Source organism: Arthrobacter sp. NPDC058127 (assembly GCF_042884555.1).
Taxonomy (GTDB): Bacteria; Actinomycetota; Actinomycetes; order Actinomycetales; family Micrococcaceae; genus Arthrobacter.
This window is the reverse complement of sequence record NZ_JBHVTT010000003.1, coordinates 20,787-38,034: the sequence shown is the minus strand read 5'-3', so window position 1 is coordinate 38,034 and position 17,248 is coordinate 20,787. Positions and strand designations below refer to the sequence as shown.

The 17,248-nt window shown below is 64.7% G+C and carries 15 protein-coding genes; 8 read left to right on the top strand and 7 right to left on the bottom strand.

The features are described from left to right. Positions 1–275: 275 nt before the first annotated feature. Complete coding sequence (locus tag ACFVTG_RS06330) at positions 276–1,658, bottom strand: amino acid permease (RefSeq protein ID WP_390278987.1); 1,383 nt, start codon at positions 1,656–1,658, stop codon at positions 276–278. Between the two features lie 176 nt (positions 1,659–1,834). Between ACFVTG_RS06330 and ACFVTG_RS06325 the strand changes: the two genes are divergently transcribed. The 6 genes from ACFVTG_RS06325 to ACFVTG_RS06300 all read left to right on the top strand — a co-directional run bounded on the left by ACFVTG_RS06325 (position 1,835) and on the right by ACFVTG_RS06300 (position 8,270). After that, positions 1,835–2,314, top strand: coding sequence for an Lrp/AsnC family transcriptional regulator (locus ACFVTG_RS06325; protein ID WP_059387632.1), 480 nt, complete (start codon positions 1,835–1,837; stop codon positions 2,312–2,314). Positions 2,315–2,415: 101 nt separating this feature from the next. Next, entirely contained in the window at positions 2,416–3,126 is a 711-nt protein-coding gene (locus ACFVTG_RS06320) for an NUDIX domain-containing protein (RefSeq protein WP_284751324.1), read from the top strand. After that, positions 3,123–4,430, top strand: a complete 1,308-nt coding sequence (gene nadA / locus ACFVTG_RS06315) for a quinolinate synthase NadA (protein WP_390278986.1) — start codon at positions 3,123–3,125, stop codon at positions 4,428–4,430. Before ACFVTG_RS06320 ends, nadA begins: the two co-directional genes overlap by 4 nt. Positions 4,431–4,467: 37 nt before the next feature. Then, positions 4,468–6,219: an L-aspartate oxidase gene (locus ACFVTG_RS06310; RefSeq protein ID WP_390278985.1), complete on the top strand. Its 1,752-nt coding sequence runs from the start codon at positions 4,468–4,470 to the stop codon at positions 6,217–6,219. Further along, the gene (nadC, locus tag ACFVTG_RS06305; RefSeq protein ID WP_390278983.1) at positions 6,212–7,108 is read left to right on the top strand and encodes a carboxylating nicotinate-nucleotide diphosphorylase; all 897 of its coding nucleotides are present in this window, start codon (positions 6,212–6,214) and stop codon (positions 7,106–7,108) included. The genes ACFVTG_RS06310 and nadC overlap by 8 nt, the downstream gene beginning before the upstream one ends. Before the next feature lie 4 nt (positions 7,109–7,112). Further along, a complete protein-coding gene (locus ACFVTG_RS06300; RefSeq protein WP_390278981.1) occupies positions 7,113–8,270 on the top strand; it encodes a cysteine desulfurase family protein in 1,158 nt (385 codons plus the stop codon). A 78-nt stretch (positions 8,271–8,348) separates the two neighbouring features. On the opposite strand, the gene ACFVTG_RS06295 is transcribed toward ACFVTG_RS06300, so the two are convergent. From ACFVTG_RS06295 to ACFVTG_RS06285, 3 genes are read right to left on the bottom strand one after another with little or no spacing between them, the layout of a single operon-like run. Then, a complete protein-coding gene (locus tag ACFVTG_RS06295; RefSeq protein ID WP_284751177.1) occupies positions 8,349–8,840 on the bottom strand; it encodes a GtrA family protein in 492 nt (163 codons plus the stop codon). Between the two features lie 12 nt (positions 8,841–8,852). After that, a complete protein-coding gene (locus tag ACFVTG_RS06290; RefSeq protein ID WP_390278979.1) occupies positions 8,853–9,707 on the bottom strand; it encodes a fumarylacetoacetate hydrolase family protein in 855 nt (284 codons plus the stop codon). 50 nt (positions 9,708–9,757) lie between these two features. After that, positions 9,758–10,426 (bottom strand): DUF1684 domain-containing protein, encoded by a 669-nt coding sequence (locus tag ACFVTG_RS06285; RefSeq protein ID WP_284751175.1) that lies wholly within the window; start codon positions 10,424–10,426, stop codon positions 9,758–9,760. Positions 10,427–10,550: 124 nt separating this feature from the next. Between ACFVTG_RS06285 and ACFVTG_RS06280 the strand changes: the two genes are divergently transcribed. Together ACFVTG_RS06280 and ACFVTG_RS06275 are read left to right on the top strand one after the other, a co-directional pair. Next, positions 10,551–11,360, top strand: coding sequence for a hypothetical protein (locus tag ACFVTG_RS06280; RefSeq protein WP_284751174.1), 810 nt, complete (start codon positions 10,551–10,553; stop codon positions 11,358–11,360). 67 nt (positions 11,361–11,427) lie between these two features. Further along, positions 11,428–12,234: a transglutaminase family protein gene (locus ACFVTG_RS06275; RefSeq protein ID WP_284751173.1), complete on the top strand. Its 807-nt coding sequence runs from the start codon at positions 11,428–11,430 to the stop codon at positions 12,232–12,234. Positions 12,235–12,245: 11 nt separating this feature from the next. Here ACFVTG_RS06275 and ACFVTG_RS06270 read toward each other — a convergent pair whose 3' ends face one another. The 3 genes from ACFVTG_RS06270 to ACFVTG_RS06260 form a co-directional block, all read right to left on the bottom strand. Continuing rightward, entirely contained in the window at positions 12,246–12,710 is a 465-nt protein-coding gene (locus ACFVTG_RS06270) for a MarR family winged helix-turn-helix transcriptional regulator (RefSeq protein WP_390278976.1), read from the bottom strand. Further along, complete coding sequence (locus tag ACFVTG_RS06265) at positions 12,707–13,840, bottom strand: LLM class flavin-dependent oxidoreductase (protein WP_390278974.1); 1,134 nt, start codon at positions 13,838–13,840, stop codon at positions 12,707–12,709. Before ACFVTG_RS06265 ends, ACFVTG_RS06270 begins: the two co-directional genes overlap by 4 nt. A gap of 126 nt (positions 13,841–13,966) precedes the next feature. Then, positions 13,967–17,191, bottom strand: a complete 3,225-nt coding sequence (locus ACFVTG_RS06260; protein ID WP_390278972.1) for an efflux RND transporter permease subunit — start codon at positions 17,189–17,191, stop codon at positions 13,967–13,969. Between the last annotated feature and the right edge of the window lie 57 nt (positions 17,192–17,248).

Genomic DNA, 17,248 nt, shown 5'->3' with positions numbered 1-17,248 from the left:
GTAGGCAATCCGCCTATTCAGGCCTAGTCAAACTGCCAAGAACTGTCAGTCTTCGCTAGGGGGTACATAGCAATTTGTGCACCTCTTGCCCACCCAAGTAGCTCGCAGTTGTTGTCGTTATGAGGCGTCAAAACGACAACAACTGCTGGGCCCACGCCGCCAGGGTTCCCTGGCCGTGGGGCCCCGCCGGCGAGGGTCCCTGCCTGAGCTTGCGAAGGCTGGGAGCCAGTGGGGACTTGCGAGGCGAGGGTGGCGGTGGGGCTAGTTGGGTTTGCCTAGGCGTTTCGTGCGGACTTGACCTTGGCACCGATCCTGCAGGCGACGGCGATGCACGCGATCAACAGGAACGTGCCGATCAACTGGCCGGCGCTCTCGGCGTTCGAGAAGCCCACCGCGAAGATCAGGGCAAGCAGTGCCAGTCCGAATACCGTGAGGAAGGGGAATCCCTTCATGCGAAGCGGCAGTTCGGTTCCTTCGCGGTCGGCGCGGCGGCGCAGGATGAACTGGGACACGAGTGCCGTTCCCCAGACCACGAGGCAGGTGGAGCCTACGAGGTTGAGCAAGGCCGGAAGCACATGGTCGGGGAAGAGCAGTTCCAGGATCGTGGCGATGAAACCGAAAGCAACGGAAACCCCGACGGCGGCCATGGGCACCTGGGCGCCGCGCAGCCGCGACAGGAAAGCAGGTGCTTCGCCGCGTTCAGACAAGGAGAAGACCATGCGCGAGGCACCGTAAAGGTTTGCGTTGAGCGCGGAAAGCAACGCCACGACGGCAACGAGGGTGATGGCCGTGCCGGCTCCCGGGATGCCGGCAAGGTCCAGGACACCGGCGAACGGCGACTTCAAGCCTTCGGAATCGGAGGGCAGCACTGCTGCGATGACGAAGACCGAACCGATGTAGAAGACCAGGATGCGCCACACCACCGTGCGGATGGCCTTGCCGACGCTGTGTGCGGGATTCTGCGTTTCCGCCGCGGCCACGCTCACAATTTCGGTGCCGCCGAAGGCGAAAATCACCACGAAGAGCGCCGCGGCAATTCCAGACCAGCCGGACGGTGCAAAGTTGCCCGTGAGGTTCCCGAGGCCGGGGGAAGTTACGCCGGGCAGCCAGCCGAACAGCAAGGCCGCGCCGATGACAAGGAAAGCGACAATGGCTGCGACCTTCAGGATGGCAAACCAGAATTCGAACTCACCGAAGTTCCGGACCCCGGCGAGGTTGATCGCGGTAAAGGCCACCATGAACACCAAAGCCAGCGCCCACACGGGAATGACCGGCCAGACGGAGAACAGCAGCCCTGCTGCACCGAGCGCCTCCGCGGCGATGACCACCACCAGCTGCAGCCACCAAAGCCAGCCGACCGTGGATCCGGCCGTCTTGCCCATGGCCTTTTCCGCGTAGACCGAGAAGGCGCCGCTGTTGGGGTTCGCGGCTGCCATCTCGCCGAGCGCCCACATCACGACGATGATCAGGGTGCCTGCCACAAGGTAGGAGATGAGTACTGCCGGGCCGGCCGCGTGGATTCCGGCGCCTGAGCCAAGGAAGAGTCCCGCGCCAATGGCGCTGCCCAGGCCCATCATGGTGAGCTGGCGCGGCTTCATCGAGTGGCCAAGGCCTCGCGAAGTAATGGAGGGTCGAACAGCGGTGGACTTCGTTGTCATTCGTGTTTGCCTTCTTGTGGATGGTTTGTCGACTGGTCCTTGTAGGACTTATCGAATTTACCGCTTCCAAAGGAAAGTGGCGAAAAACACTCGTGAGAGGATGGTTACAAGCTGGTGTGACATCTGGGCATGGAGTGCCGATTTGTACAGCTCATGGGCGGAAGTAGGAAAAACTGATGGTTGTGGACGAGTTGGATGCCAAGATTGTCCGATTTTTCACCGACTCCCCGCGAGCGTCTGTCTTGGAGGCATCCAGGGTCTTGAAGGTCGCCCGCGCCACGGTCCAGTCCCGGCTGGACCGGATGGCTGAGCGCGGGGTGGTGGCACCCTGGGTTCCGCAGCCCGATCCCGCCGGCTTTGGCTATCCCGTGGTCGCCTTTTGCTCCCTGACCATCAACCAGGATTTGGGGCACGACGCCGTCGTCGAAGCCCTGGCTGCCATTCCCGAGCTCATTGAGGTCCATACCGTTTCCGGCAGTTCGGATCTCATGGTGCGGGTGGTGGGCAAGTCGAACTCGGACCTGCAGCGCGTGCTGGACAAGCTCATTGCCACCAAGACCGTGCTCCGTTCGTCCTCGGTGATTGTCCTGAATACTCATTTCCAAGGCCGCACCTTGCCGCTCCTGGAAGCTGCCGCCAAGGAGAATGCGGGCTGAAACATTTGGACACTGTCCTCTAACAGTCGTACCATTAGTTCTAGTCATCTTGACTATAACTAATTTTCCGGTCCCTACGGCAAAGAAGCGGGGTGAATACCGTGTACGCCACCTCCGCCAATGTCGAAGAGCGCAGGCTCGCGCCGCCGTCGTTGGCCATATCAACGGTGATCTTCGCCCTCCGCCCGAGCGAAAGCTCCGGCCGCCCCACGCTGTGGTTGCCGCTGGTGCGTCGCATCCGCGAACCGTTCAAGGACATGTGGGCGCTGCCCGGCGGACCGCTGCAGCACGACGAATCCCTCCAGGACGCCGCGTCCCGGAACCTGCGCGAGACCACGGGGCTGGCTCCCCAATACCTCGAGCAGCTCTACGCCTTCGGCGGCCTGCATCGCTCGCCTGCCCAGCGGGTTGTCTCGATTGTCTACTGGGCCTTGGTGCAGCCCACGGAAGCCGCTCTCGCCGACGAATCCGAGAACGTTCGTTGGTTCCGGGCAGACCGGCTCGCAGAACTGGCGTTCGACCACAACGCGATCGTGGACTACGCCTTGTGGCGGCTGCGCAACAAGATGGCCTACGGGTCCATCGCCTATCACTTGCTGGGTGAATTCTTCACTCTGGCACAGGTCCGCGAAGTCTACGAGGCTGTCCTGGACCGCCAGCTCGATCCGGCGAACTTCCGCCGGCAAATCAAGGGAACACCGGAAATCGAAGAAACCGGTGAATACCTCCAGGGCGGAAAACACCGCCCGCCCCGCCTCTACCGCTTCACCGGCACGCCCGGACTCGGGCCAGACAACAGGAGTACACCATGAGCAGCGTCAACACAGCTATCCAGCTGATCACGCGGGAAGAAGCCGAAAGCGGCCGTTCCGCGGCCGGGTCGACGTGCAGCCCCGCCCTGGCGAAGGGCCCGTGGGAGTACGACCTCGCCGAAGCCCTCGCAGGCATCCCCGCCTACGGTCCCGGCGCGTCCAGTTCCGACGACGCTCCGAAAGCCACACCCCGCCAAGGCCAGTTGCCCGAAGAGTACAAGTTGGCCAGCGACGCCGAGCTCGACGCCCGGATCCGCGCCGCCAAGGAGACGCTGGGGGACCGGGCTGTCATCCTGGGCCACTTCTACCAGCGCGACGAAGTTGTCCAGTACGCGGATTTCGTGGGCGACTCGTTCCAGCTCGCCAACGCTGCCCTGACCAAGCCTGATGCCGAGGCCATCATCTTCTGCGGCGTGCATTTCATGGCAGAGACCGCCGACATCCTGTCCAGCGAGGGCCAGGCCGTGATCCTGCCGAACCTGGCTGCCGGCTGCTCCATGGCGGACATGGCAGACGAGGACTCGGTGGAGGAATGCTGGGAGCAGCTCGAAGAGCTCTTCGGGACCGCCCCCGATTCCGATGGCCGAGCGCCGGTCATCCCGGTGACCTACATGAATTCCTCGGCCGCGTTGAAGGCCTTCTGCGGACGCAACGGTGGCATCGTCTGCACGTCCTCCAACGCCAGGACGGTGCTCGAATGGGCCTTCGAACGCGGCCAGCGGGTGCTTTTCTTCCCCGACCAGCACCTTGGCCGCAACACCGCAAAGGCGCTCGGCGTGCCGCTGGAACAGATGCCCATGTGGAACCCGCGCAAGGAACTCGGCGGAAACGACGAACAGACCCTGCTGGATTCCCGCGTCATCCTCTGGCACGGCTTCTGCTCCGTCCACAAGCGTTTCAACGTGGGCCAGATCGAGAAGGCCCGCGCCGAATTCCCGGGCGTGAACGTCATTGTGCACCCCGAATGCCCCATGGAGGTTGTCGACGCGGCAGACGGCGCAGGCTCCACCGACTTCATCAAGAAGGCCATCGCCGCCGCAACCGAGCCCACCACCTTCGCGATCGGTACCGAGATCAACATGGTGAACCGCTTGGCCGCGGAGAACCCGCAGCACACCATCTTCTGCCTCGACCCGGTGATCTGCCCTTGCTCCACGATGTACCGCATCCACCCCGGCTACCTCGCCTGGGTACTCGAGGAACTGGTGGAAGGCCGTGTGGTCAACCGCATCACGGTGGACGACTCGGTCAAGGACAACGCCAAGATCGCCCTCGAACGCATGCTTGCAGCACGGCCGCTCTAGGTCACACCCAGTACCAACCAGTCGAATCGAGCCTCACATGACTGCAGAACGCATTCCCGGCGCTCCGGCGCTGCGGCGACTCGTCGTCGTCGGAAGCGGCATCGCCGGCCTCTACTCCGCGCTGCTGGCCGCCGAGGCCGGTGCGGAGGTCGTCCTGCTCAGCAAGGGGGCGCTGGCGGACAGCAACACCTTCTTCGCCCAAGGCGGGATTTCGGCAGTGCTGGAGGAACCCGCCCCCGGCGATACCGTCGCCGCGCACATCATGGATACCCTCAAGGCCGGCGCCGGGCACTGCAATGAGGAGGCCGTGCGGGTGCTGTGCACAGAAGCGCGCCTCGACATCAGGGGGCTGGAGCGTTTCGGTGTCCGTTTCGACGCGGACGACGACGGCGATCCCGCCTTGGGGCTCGAAGCCGCCCACTCCGCGCCGAGGATCCTGCACACCGGAGGAGACGCCACCGGTGCCGGGGTCGCGAACGCACTCATCCTGGCGGTCCTTGACGCGCAGGACGCCGGGAAAATCCAGGTGCTGGGACATGCGCAGGCGACTTCCCTGCTCCAGTCCGAGGGGCGTGTCACGGGCGTCGAATTCCTACGCAACGGCCGCCTCGAGAGCGTGTTCGGCGACGCCGTGCTGCTTGCCACCGGTGGGGCGGGGCAGCTGTTTGCCCAGACCACCAACCCCTCGGTGGCAACGGCCGACGGGCTCGCGCTCGCATGGCGGGCAGGCGCCGAGCTCGCGGACCTGGAGTTCTTCCAGTTCCACCCCACGAGCATGGTCCTTTCCGCTGCCGGAAAGCCAACTTCCCTCGGCACCGATCCGCTCCTCATTTCCGAAGCCGTCCGCGGCGAAGGCGCCATCCTGGTGGATGCGAACGGCGAACGATTCATGCCCCGCTACCACCCCGACGCCGAACTGGCCCCGCGCGACGTCGTCTCCCGCAGCATTGCCCTCCACCTGGCTTCGCTGGGTGATCCCAACGGCCACGTCTTCCTTGACGCCCGGGTGGTCGAAGCGAACAAAGGGGAGGGCTTCCTTGAGAAGCGCTTCCCCACGCTCAGCGCCCGGACCCGGGAAGCGGGCCTCGACTGGACCCTCGAGCCCGTTCCGGTCGCCCCTGCCGCCCACTACTGGATGGGTGGGGTGGTCACGGATCTCCACGGCCGGACGTCTGTACCTAGCTTGCTTGCCGCCGGCGAAGTTGCTTGTACCGGGGTGCAGGGCGCCAATCGCTTGGCTAGTAACTCGCTGCTCGAAGGGCTCGTGTTCGGGCGTCGGGCTGTTGAGGGGTTCCTTGGGTGGGCGCCGCCGAATGGCATCCCTCTGCGTGCTAACTCGGCCGCGGGCGGCCTCGCTTTTACGCACGCTGCCGGGACACCGCACGACGGCGCTCAGCGCACCAACGCTGCAGGGACACCTTCAGACGAAAGCCGTCTCACCCCGTGGCAGCCCGAGCTCGTCCCGGAGCCCTTCTCCCGTGCCGCCCTTCGGCGGCTTATGACTGCCAAGGCGGGGGTGCTTCGGACCGGGGGGTTGCTCCGGGAGGCGGCTGAGGCACTCGACGGATGGGCCGACGTCGTGCTTCCTGAGAGTGTGCCGGACTCAGTGGATTCCTTGGTTCATGAGGATGCCAATTTGCTCCTTGCCGCGCAGTTGTTGGTGCGGGCTGCGGGCGCGCGGCGGGGGTCGTTGGGGGCGCATTACCGGAGTGACGCCGTCGAAGCTCAACGCGAAGAAATTGTTCAGAGATACACGATCCGCCGGAAAGCGAGCCTCGTCAATGACTAGCCTGACCCTCCCCGCAGCACCCGTCCGGGACATTCTGGAGCGGGCTTTCGCGGAGGACGCGCCGAGCGGCGACATCACCTCGCAGTTGCTCATTCCCGCCGAAGCCCGGGCCACCGCCGTGCTCAATGCCCGGGTTTCGGGGGTGTTCAGCGGCGGAACGGTGTTCCGTGACGCCATGCTGCTCATCGACCCGGACACGAAGGTGGAGCTGTTGCTCGCGGACGGTGAAGCGTTCGACGCCGGAACCCACCTCGCGCGGGTCAGCGGCCGCGCCCGCTCGGTGCTGCTCGCCGAACGCGTCGGGCTCAACCTTGCCCAGCGCATGAGCGCGATTGCCACCAAGACGGCCGAGTTCGTCAAGCTCGTCGACGGAACCAAGGCCCGCATCACGGACACCCGGAAAACAACCCCCGGGCTGCGGGTGTTGGAACGCTACGCCGTACGCTGCGGCGGGGGAGCCAACCACCGTTACAGCCTGTCCGATGCCGTTCTGGCCAAGGACAACCACCTTGCAGTGATGACCGGTGGCGATTCCGCCAAGCTCACCGCACTGCTCAAGGCCGCCAAGTCCCAGCTGGGCCACACCACGCACTTCGAGGTGGAAGTGGACCGCGCCGAGCAGATCGAACCCGTGCTCGCGGCCGGGGTAGACACGATCATGCTGGACAACTTTTCCCTTGAGGAGCTCCGTGCCGGTGTGAAGCAGGTGGCCGGCCGCGCCGTCGTTGAGGCGAGCGGCAACGTCAACGTGGACACTGTGGCGGACATCGCCGCCGCGGGAGTCGACGTCATTTCCATCGGCGGACTCACCCACAGCGTCAACGCGCTGGATCTCGGCCTGGACGTGACGCTCGACGTGGCACCGGACCCAACCTCAGGTATCGGCTGACGCCATGATCTTCCTCGACGCCGCGGCGACCACACCCGTCCGTAAGGAAGTCCTCGAAGCGATGTGGCCGTATTTGACGGGGGAGTTCGGCAATCCCTCGAGCCATCACGGCCTTGGCGAAGCGGCTGCGAACGCGTTGTCCCGGGCACGCGCGGCAGTCGCGAAGGTCCTGGGCTGCCGGCCGGGGGAAATTACCTTCACTTCCGGCGGCACCGAAGCCGACAATCTGGCCGTGAAGGGGATCGCCCTCGCACGGCGAGCCGCGGATCCCGCCCTGAACCGGATTGTCGTCAGCGCCATAGAGCACCCCGCCGTGGAGGAATCAGCGCTCTACCTGCAACGGGTCCATGGCTTCGAGGTGGACGTGGTCCCCGTGGACGGGCACGGTGTGGTGACGGTTGAGGCGCTCCGGGCTGGCCTGAGTCCGGAGACGGCCCTCGTCAGCATCATGTACGCCAACAACGAGATCGGCACCGTGCAACCCGTGCGGCAACTCGCGGAGGTGGCCGCGGAACACGGCGTGCCGTTCCACACGGACGCCGTCCAGGCCGCGGGTTGGTTGCCTATAGGCGTCAAGGAACTGGGGGTCGATGCCCTCAGCATTTCCGGCCACAAACTCGGCGCGCCCAAGGGTAGCGGCGTGCTCTATGCCAAGGGAAGGCTCAAGCTGGAGCCGCTCGTCCATGGCGGCGGCCAGGAGCGGGGCAAGCGCTCCGGGACCGAAAACGTGGCGGGAGCTGTCGCGCTGGCCACGGCACTCACGCTCGCCCATGCCGCGCAGTCGGAACTCGCCGTACGTGTCTCGGCGTTGCGGGATGCCTTCATCCGCGCTGTCCTTGGGGCCGTGCCGGGTGCCGTGTTGACCGGCCACCCTTCGCAGCGCTTGCCGTCCGTCGCGTCTTTCTGTTTCCCCGGCACCAGCGGGGAGTCCGTGTTGCTTGAGCTTGAGCGGCTTGGTGTGGTTTGTTCGAGCGGCTCGGCCTGCGCCGCTGGATCCGACGCTCCCCCGCCGGTCCTGCTGGCCTTGGGAATCGAGCCCGAGGTGGCCCACACTGCAGTGCGCTTCAGCTTCGACTCCGCGGTGACGTCAGCGGAACTTGAGCAAGCCGCAGAAGCCGTGGCTGCCGCCGTCGGGAGCGTGCAGGGGCTCGGTCGCCGCTGACTGTCCCCACCCCAAGTAACTCGCATTTGTTGTCGTTCTGAGCCCTCAAGACGACAACAAATGCGAGCCAGTTGGGAGTCAGACGTGGCGGGCCCTGCGGAAAATCCAGTGCCGCAGCATCGTGAACCGCACGGCCGTCGCGACGAACCCGGACAGCGTGGTTGTCCAAAGGTCCTCGGCGAGGGTGGCTTCGGGGCGCAACGCATGGAGCACGCCCAGGCTACCGCCCGTGATGATCAGCGCCACGGCGATCACGATCAGCCCGTTCAGATGATCCTGCGTTCTCTTCCGGTTGCCTGTGATCTTGAAGGTCAGCCGCCGGTTCAGGGCCGTGTTCATGAGCGAGGTGATAATCAGTGCCGCGGCGTTCGCGGGTTGGGGTCCCATCCACGGGCGGAACAGCGCGTACAGTGCCAGCGAGGTGACGGTACAGATGATCCCGACGCCGGTAAAACGGATGAGCTGCCTGACCACCGGATAGCGCAGCACGCCTTTGCGGCGCTTGCTTGTATTTGGCCTGGGAAGGGACGTCTGCCGCGTCTCAATTGCCGGCACGGCAGGAGGCTCCATGGCTCAAGCCTGTCATATCAAGCTGGGAATTTTCTCCCAAGTTGCTGCTATGACGGGGTTGCTGAGCTCTCCGATGCCCTCAATGCGGCAGGTCACGGTATCTCCGGGCTCGATCCTGGTGCACTCGGCCGGGAAGCCGGTGAGGACCAGGTCGCCGGGGTGCAAGGTCATGAAGGAGGTGAGGTAGACAAGGATCTCGTCTACCTTCCATCCGAGGTCCGCGGTGCTGGCCGTGCCCAATTCCCGGCCGTTGTGCACTATGCCGATCGAAAGATCATCGTCATTGAGGTCCGTGACGATCCACGGTCCCGCAGGAGTAAACGTGTCCTGGCTTTTCGCGCTGATCCACAGTTCGTCGGTCTTCTGCAGGTCGCGCGCCGAGACGTCGTTGCCGATCGTGAAACCGAGGATGGCGTCGCGCGCGTTGTCGAGTGTGAGCCCGCGGACTCTGCGTCCGACGACGACGGTCAGTTCCGCTTCGGGGTCCACGTAGCCGACGTCCGAGGCGAGCTCGATGGCGTCGCCTGGTCCAATGACGCTCGTGGCGGCCTTGTGGAACGCCTGCGCAGGCAAGTCCCGGCCCGGCTGGCCCGTGTTGTGCGCCATGCCGAAGACGTTGGCGGGAACGGACGGCGCAAGGAACATGAACGCATCCTCGGAGACCTGAGAGCCTGTAACCCAACCCGGCCGCCCTGCGCTGCTGCCATTTGCCGGCGAGCCTGGGAACGGGCTGTCCACCACAGTCCAGCTCCGGCCTTCCGCGGAAGCGAAGTCAACGGCGTAATTCGCGACGAAGAAGTGTTCGTCCGGCGAGGTGGGGGAGAGCGGGCGGACGCGGGCGATCCGGCGTGCACGTGAGGAAGTCATGAAGACATCCTACGTCCTCGCGCCTGTTTAGACGGAGTTTGGACGGAGGTTTAGACGGGCAGGTAGAGCTCCCCCACCGGGATATCCGCGGCCAAACGATTTGCCGGCCCGGCCAAGGGGCACGCCCAGGCCTCGTTGTAGGCGCAGGACGGGTTGTAGGCGAAGTTGAAGTCGAGCACGAATTCCTGTTGCCCTGATCCGCGAAGGCCGTGGAAAGCGCCTTTGATGGTGTCAAGCAAGTACCGGCCGGCGCCGTAGCTTCCTCCTGGTTTGCCGGCTGTGGCGTCGCGGAAAGGCACGAAGATGCCGCCGCCGTAGCTGCGGAGGCGCCACACAGCCAGAGAGCCAAGCTCGTCGAGGTCGAAGGTACCGAGCCGGACAAACGGCACCACGCCGTCGGTTCCGGTGTGCACGTTCATCTCCTGGCCCGCTCCTTCCGGAGAGAGGGCAGCATAGCGGCGGAACCGGGGATCGTAGTCCGCGGTGCGCAAGCCCGAGAAGGACCTCTTGCTGGCGGGAGTCAGCGCCGATGCCGGGTGGGTTCCGAACATGCGGTCCCGTTCCTGGCGCCAGTAAACGTGGGCTTGGAAGGGATCGTCCACCGCGATCTTGCGGACGTCGTCGTACAAGGCAAACGTGCGCAAGCGCCAGTCCGCGATGTCCACGGCGGAGATGCCCTCCACATTGTTTTCGTCCTCATCAAGCTGATCGGGAGCCATGCGTCCAGCCTAGTCCTACGATGCGGGCTGAAGCGGCGGCCCGGAGTGCACCGGCGGGGTTTTCAGGTGCGAAACGCCGATCCGGACGGGCAGGCGGCGGCTCCGCGCCGTTAGGCTGGTGCGCATGCGAGCAAAGCGGATCCCGTCGAAGTTTTCAGTCGCCGTCCTGGGTGCACTCATCGTGGTCGCCGCGGCTGGCTGTAGTTCCGAGGGCAAGGGCGGACCGGTCTGGACGGCCGGGTCCAACAGCGCGGCACCCGGGAGCGCGACGCCGTCGGGCTCCAGTGCGGCCCCGCCGTCGGGCGGCTCCACGGGGAGCCCCTCAGCAGGAACTACAGCGACGGCGGGGGCCACGGCCTCGGCGTGGAAGACGTACTCGGATGCGTCCAAGAAGGTCAGCTTCGATCTTCCGAGTGACTGGATTGCGCAATCGGTCACGCCCGACGCCGGTTCCATGCCCGGCGCCCTGAAGATCGAGGTCAAAGACGCCAAGGGAGGGTACCTCGCGACCCTTCACACCGGACTGGCCTCGGCGAGTCCGGCCGACTGCAATCCGGCCGCCAAGCGTCCCTACGTGGTGGTCAGCAGCGTGCCCATTGACCTTCCCCATGCCGACGGCGATTCCACGATCCCTCCGCACGTGGTGTTCCGGGTCATCCAGGGCTACAAATTCTTCGGTTCGTACGGCATCACCAACTTGGTGGCCGGAACTGATGGCCAGGCCTGCCAGCTCCGGAACCTTGTGGTGGGGCCGGCAGGAAAGGGCAACTACTACTTCGGGGACATGCCCGCGGTGCATGCTTTCGCCACTGACGAAGTAGTTGCTCCCGCGAAGTCCTTTGACACCTTGGACCAGGCCGCCAAGTACGTTGACCAGAGTTCGGAATTCGCCAACGTCCAGCGGATGCTATTGTCTCTGAAGGTCAATCTGTAGAACGACGATTGACACCAACAGATCGGCGACATCGGGGGGTTGTCCAGCCGCAACACTCCGGAGATCCATGGAACGCAACGTGGCTGCCCAGCTCGTTTTCAAGACCGTCGCCAACACCAAGGTGGCAATGGCGATCGCCGTGGCCAGCAATCCAGGCTACGACTCGTTGACCGAAGAGCTGTCAGTCACGGTGGAAGGCGAAGCTGTTCCGCTCACCGAGCTGACGGACCATCACGGTGGGCGTTTCCACTACATGGAGTTCGCCGAACCCAGCGAAGTAACGGTTGACTACCGTGCCTCGGTGGAAGGTTTTGGTGTCCCGGATGAGTCCTCCCGGATGGAGCTCATCCGCTATGTGCGCCCCAGCCGCTATGCCGAGTCCGATCGACTCCTTCCGACGTCGTATGCCGAGTTCGGCGGTCTGCACGGCGAGGAGCTATTGCAGGCAGTCCGGAACTGGGTCCACGATGAACTCCGGTACATCAGCGGTTCCTCGCGGGGAACGGATGGAGCGGTGGAAACGCTCCTGCACCGCAAAGGTGTTTGCCGGGATTTCGCCCACCTTGCCATTGCCCTCCTGCGCTCCAAAGACATCCCCGCCCGGCTCGCGGCGGTCTATGCGCCCGGGTTGAGCCCCATGGACTTCCACGCCGTGGCTGAGGCCCACATCGACGGAACCTGGTACGTGATCGATCCCACAGGCCTGGCCCCGCGCGAATCCATGCTGCGCATCACCGCCGGACGCGATTCCTCGGACACCGCGTTCCTGTCCACGGTGGGCGGCAGCCTGTCGTTGAAGAGCTTGAAGGTCACCGCTGTGGTGGCCGACGAGCTGCCGGATGAGGATCCGGCAAAGCTCGTCGTCCTCCGCTAGTTCTCGCGCGGCTATTTGCTTGCGACGAACGCTTGCAGCTTATCCGTCAGGCGCAGAAGCTCACGTTGTTCGTCGGCCGTCAGGGCCGGCGCCACAAGTTCGGCGATGTCGCGGACGTGCTCGCGGCCGATCTCCTTCTGTAGTTCCTGCCCGGCCGAGGTGAGCCCCAGCAGGATCCCGCGGCCGTCGTCGGGAGCGATGCTGCGCTCCACGAGCCCACGCTTCTCCAGCCTGTCAACCAGCCGGCTCAGGCTGGATTGGCTGAGCAGGACGTGATCGTTGATCTCGTTCAGCCGCAGCTTGCCAGTGGGGCAGCGGGACAAAGTGAACAGGACGTCATACTCCTTGATGGGCAACTTCTTGAAGGCCGGCCCGGCCTGGAGCCGGCGCATCACCGCCACCTGGGAGCGGAACAAGGACTCCCAGGTTTCGGCGGCGAGGCGCACGGCGGACGAGGTGGGCGCCGCGGTGGTCACGGGGTCCGCCCTACGCCGCCACTGACAGCATCGGCTGCGTCGTCCTTGGCCGAGGCGATCACGGAGGCTGCCACCCGGGATGCATGGGTGGGCGCGTCAGGGACGTGGGCCGGCTTGCGGTCCTCGAATTCCTTGCGCAGGACCGGCAGGACTTCTTCGCCGAAGAGATCCAGTTGCTCCAGGACGGTCTTGAGCGGCAGGCCGGCGTGGTCCACCAGGAACAGTTGGCGCTGGTAGTCGCCGAAGTACTCGCGGAAAGTCAGGGTCTTTTCGATGACTTCCTGTGGACTGCCGACGGTCAGCGGCGTCTGGGACGTGAAGTCCTCGAGCGAGGGACCGTGGCCGTACACCGGTGCATTGTCGAAGTAGGGGCGGAACTCCTTCACGGCGTCCTGGGAGTTCTTGCGCATGAAGAACTGCCCGCCGAGGCCCACGATGGCCTGGTCAGCGTTGCCGTGGCCGTAGTGCTCATACCGTTCGCGGTACAGGCCGATCAGCTGCTGGTAGTGCTCCTTGGGCCAGAAGATGTTGTTGGCGAAGAAGCCGTCGCCGTAGTAGGCGGCAAGTTCCGCGATCTGCGGGCTGCGGATGGAGCCGTGCCAGACGAAGGGCGCGACGCCGTCGAGCGGGCGGGGCGTGGAGGTGAAGTTCTGCAGCGGGGTGCGGTACTTGCCGCTCCAATTGACGGTGTCCTCATCCCAGAGCTTGCGCAGCAGGGAATAGTTCTCGATAGCGAGCTCGATCCCGTCCTGGATGTTCTTGCCGAACCAGGGGTAGACGGGGGCGGTGTTGCCGCGGCCCATGATGAGGTCCACTCGACCATCCGCCAGGTGCTGGAGCATCGCGAAGTCTTCGGCGATCTTGACAGGATCGTTCGTGGTGATCAGCGTGGTGGACGTCGACAGCGTGATGCGTTCAGTCTGCGCTGCGATGTACGCCAGTGTGGTGGTGGGGGACGATGAGAAGAAGGGGCGGTTGTGGTGCTCGCCGATCGCATAGACGTCCATGCCGATCTCTTCGACCTTCTTGGCGATGGCCACGGCGGCCTTGATGCGCTCGTTCTCCGTGGGGGTGTGGCCCGTGGTGGGGTCAGTGGTGATGTCGCTGACGCTGAATACGCCGATCTCCATGATGTACCTTTCTGCCTGCCCGATTGGTGTCCGGGCTCTGCCAACAGTCTATCCTAAAATAGATGCATTTGCATGTATCACTGCCTGCAACAGGGTACGGCATCATTTTGTTCCCGGTGTGTCGCCCTACTCGGCGGGGCTGGAAGTGGATCGGCGGCCCGAGACTTTGGGAATCATTCCGGTGGTCCAGTCCAAGTGGTCGCCCGCGCCATGGCCGGCGATGCCGTCCTTCACGACGTCGGGGCGTTGCGTGAGTGCCCTGAGCAGCGACTTCTTCTCCCGACGGCCCTCGACCAGCTTGTAGAGGACGGGCACCAGGACAAGCGTCAAAGCCGTGGACGAAACAAGGCCACCGATGACAACGATCGCGAGCGGGCGGGAAATGAACCCGCCGCCGCCCGTGAGGCCCAAAGCCATGGGCGTCAGCGCGAATACGGTAGCAAGCGCCGTCATGAGGATCGGGCGCAGCCGCTGCCTGGCGCCGTGGGTGATGGCATCCGCCACGCTCATTCCCGGGCGGCCATCGTGTGGTTTGCGGTACTGGTTGATGAGGTCGATCAGGACGATCGCATTGGTCACGACGATTCCCACCAACATCAGCATGCCGATCAGGGAAGGCAGTCCGAGCGGAACACCCGTGACCAGGAGCAAAGCGATGGCGCCCGTTGCCGCAAAAGGCACGGACACCAAGAGGATGAGGGGCTGGATGAGGGACTTGAACGCGGCCACCATGATGACGTAGACAATGGCGACGGCTGCCAGGAGCGCGAGGCCGAGCTGCCGGAACGAGTCCGCCTGCTGCGACGTGGCGCCGCCGATCGTAGCGGTAACGCCTGCCGGCAGCTGCACGGAGGCGAGCCGTTCACTGACTGCCGTGCTGACGGCACCAAGGTTGGAGCCCGACGGCGTGACGGTCACCTTCGCGCTCCGCTGGCCGTTGCTGCTGGTGATGGATACCGGAGTGTCCACTTGCTCCACCGACGCGATGCTCGACAGCGGGACGGGCCCGGCCGGCGTCGGGAGATTGATGCCCCTGACGTCGGCGATGCTGGTGAAGTGCGTGCCTTCGCCGATCTGCACCGGGAAGTCCGTGGTGTCGATGCGGACAGTGCCTGCGGGGATGGGGCTGACCGTGGACGCCAGGACGCCGGCAACTTGCTCCTCGTTCAGCCCGGCGGCGACGGCCTTGGCGCGATCGACCTTCACCTGGACCACGGACTGGCTGGCATCCAGGTTGGTGGCTACCTCGGCGCTCCCGGGCACGCCGTCCATGGCTTTCGCCACGGCGTCGCTCGCGGTCTTGAGATCCGCCGAGTTGGCGGCGTTGATGGTGATGTCCACACTGGAAGAGGTGCCCAGACCACCTTGCTGCGCGCCAACAGTGACCTTCCCGGCAGCCGCGGCGCCCGCGAGCCGGGACCGGACCGTGTCCTGCAGTTTCTGCTGGTCAGCCTTGTCGTCCGTCACCACGGTGAACGTCGAGTTGGAAGCGCCACTTGAGGTGAGCGCGGCGAAACCCGTTTGGGCGTTGCCCGAAGTGACCTGGACGTCCTTGACGCCGTCGATCCCGCGGAGGACCGATTCCACTTGCGCCGCGGCGGCGCCGGTCTGCGCCAGGCTGGTGCCGGCAGGAAGGACCTGGCGCACGGTCATGCTGTTCTGGCCGGAGTCACCGAGCAAGTCCGTGGCGAGCAGCGGGGACATGGCAGCGGTTCCGCCCAACACCAGGACGGCGGCGACGATCGTCATGACCGGGTGCTTTTGGGTTTTGAGCAGGATGGGCAAATACCCGCGCTGCAGGCGGCTGCGCTGCTCGGCCTCGTGCGCCTTGGTTCGGGCGTCTTCCGCGGCACGCACGTCCTCCGCGTCCGCGGCCGGCGATGAAGACTTGAGGAACCAGTACGCCAGCACCGGAACGATCGTGAGGGACACGAGCAACGAGGACAACAGGGCGATGGTCACAGTCAGGGCGAAGGGCCGGAACAATTCACCCGCCAGGTTGCCCACAAAGGCGATCGGCAGGAAGACGGCAACCGTGGTGAGGGTGGACGCCGTGATCGCACCGGCAACTTCCCGGATGGAATTGAGGATGGCCCCGAGCTTGTGCTCACCATAGCTGAGGTGCCGTTTGATGTTCTCGATCACCACGATCGAGTCGTCCACCACGCGGCCGATCGCGATGGTCAACGCGCCGAGGGTGAGGATGTTGAGCGAGTAGTGGGTCGCCGATATTCCAATGAACGTGATCAGGAGCGACAACGGAATGGAGACGACCGTCACGAGCGTGGAGCGCACGGACATCAGGAACACAAGGATGACCGCCACCGCGAAGCCAAGTCCAAGAAGGCCTTCCGTGGTGAGGTCCTTGATGGATTTTTCGATGTACGGGGCCTGGTCGAACACCGGCGTAAAGTGCGCATTGGAGCCGAGTTCGGCTTCCATCTGCGGAATGGAATCCTTGACGGCGTGCGAAATGGCGACCGTGTCGCCGTCGGGCTTTTTCGTGATGGACAGGGCGAGCGTCGGCTTCCCGTTGGTCCGGGTAATCGAGGTTGCGGCGTCGTCCTGGATGCTCACGTCGGCAACGCCGCCGATTGTGGTACCGGCCTTCGCCCCGGTAAGCGGCAGGCCCTTGATGACGTCGAGGGAGTCCACGGGGCTGCCGATCTGCAGGGAGAGAGTCTTGCCCTGATCATCGATGGTTCCGGCCGGGACCAGCGTCCCGTTGTTCTTGAGGGCACTCGTGAGCGACTGGACTGTGGCGCCGTTCGCGGCCATGGCCTGGGCTTTGGGCTGGATCAGGATGTGCTGGGTGGCTCCACCTGTCACTTCGGCGCCGCGGACCCCATCCAGTTTCTGGAGTCGGGGCACGCTCAAGCGCTGCAGCTCTGTATTCAGCTCACTGAGGGGCTTGTCCGAAGACACTGCCAGGTACACGATCGGGAAGTCGCTGATGCTGCCCGCAAAAGACCGGGGCTCGACGTCGGCGGGCAGCACGCGCTTGGCGTTGGAGATGGCGCGATCGATCTGGTTCCGTGCGCGGTCCAGGTTCGAACCGTACGTAAACACCATGGTGATCTGCGAAACACCATTCCGCGACGTCGACGTGGTCGATTCCAGGCCCTCGACACTGTTCAGCGCTGTTTCGAGCGGGCGGCTGAGTTGCTTGTCGACAACTTCCGGTGACGCGCCCGGCATGGCCGTGATCACTGAGATCTGCGGGAACTCGATCGAAGGAATGAGCTCCTGCTTGAGGGACGACATGGTGATCACGCCGAACACCGCCGCGAAGACGGTGATCAGCGCGATCAGTGCCCTGTTCGCCAGTGAAAGTTTTGCCAGACGGAACATTGCACTGTCTCCTGGGATCTACGGTCTGTTTCTTGTCTCGAACCGGCCGCAGCCCGG

Excerpts from the sequence above, each read along its gene's own strand:
- ACFVTG_RS06330 (WP_390278987.1), bottom strand. The coding sequence starts at position 1,658 with ATGACAACGAAGTCCACCGCTGTTCGACCCTCCATTACTTCGCGAGGC.
- ACFVTG_RS06325 (WP_059387632.1), top strand. The coding sequence starts at position 1,835 with ATGGTTGTGGACGAGTTGGATGCCAAGATTGTCCGATTTTTCACCGAC.
- nadA (WP_390278986.1), top strand. The coding sequence starts at position 3,123 with ATGAGCAGCGTCAACACAGCTATCCAGCTGATCACGCGGGAAGAAGCC.
- ACFVTG_RS06310 (WP_390278985.1), top strand. The coding sequence starts at position 4,468 with ATGACTGCAGAACGCATTCCCGGCGCTCCGGCGCTGCGGCGACTCGTC.
- nadC (WP_390278983.1), top strand. The coding sequence starts at position 6,212 with ATGACTAGCCTGACCCTCCCCGCAGCACCCGTCCGGGACATTCTGGAG.
- ACFVTG_RS06300 (WP_390278981.1), top strand. The coding sequence starts at position 7,113 with ATGATCTTCCTCGACGCCGCGGCGACCACACCCGTCCGTAAGGAAGTC.
- ACFVTG_RS06295 (WP_284751177.1), bottom strand. The coding sequence starts at position 8,840 with ATGGAGCCTCCTGCCGTGCCGGCAATTGAGACGCGGCAGACGTCCCTT.
- ACFVTG_RS06290 (WP_390278979.1), bottom strand. The coding sequence starts at position 9,707 with ATGACTTCCTCACGTGCACGCCGGATCGCCCGCGTCCGCCCGCTCTCC.
- ACFVTG_RS06285 (WP_284751175.1), bottom strand. The coding sequence starts at position 10,426 with ATGGCTCCCGATCAGCTTGATGAGGACGAAAACAATGTGGAGGGCATC.
- ACFVTG_RS06280 (WP_284751174.1), top strand. The coding sequence starts at position 10,551 with ATGCGAGCAAAGCGGATCCCGTCGAAGTTTTCAGTCGCCGTCCTGGGT.
- ACFVTG_RS06275 (WP_284751173.1), top strand. The coding sequence starts at position 11,428 with ATGGAACGCAACGTGGCTGCCCAGCTCGTTTTCAAGACCGTCGCCAAC.
- ACFVTG_RS06265 (WP_390278974.1), bottom strand. The coding sequence starts at position 13,840 with ATGGAGATCGGCGTATTCAGCGTCAGCGACATCACCACTGACCCCACC.
- ACFVTG_RS06260 (WP_390278972.1), bottom strand. The coding sequence starts at position 17,191 with ATGTTCCGTCTGGCAAAACTTTCACTGGCGAACAGGGCACTGATCGCG.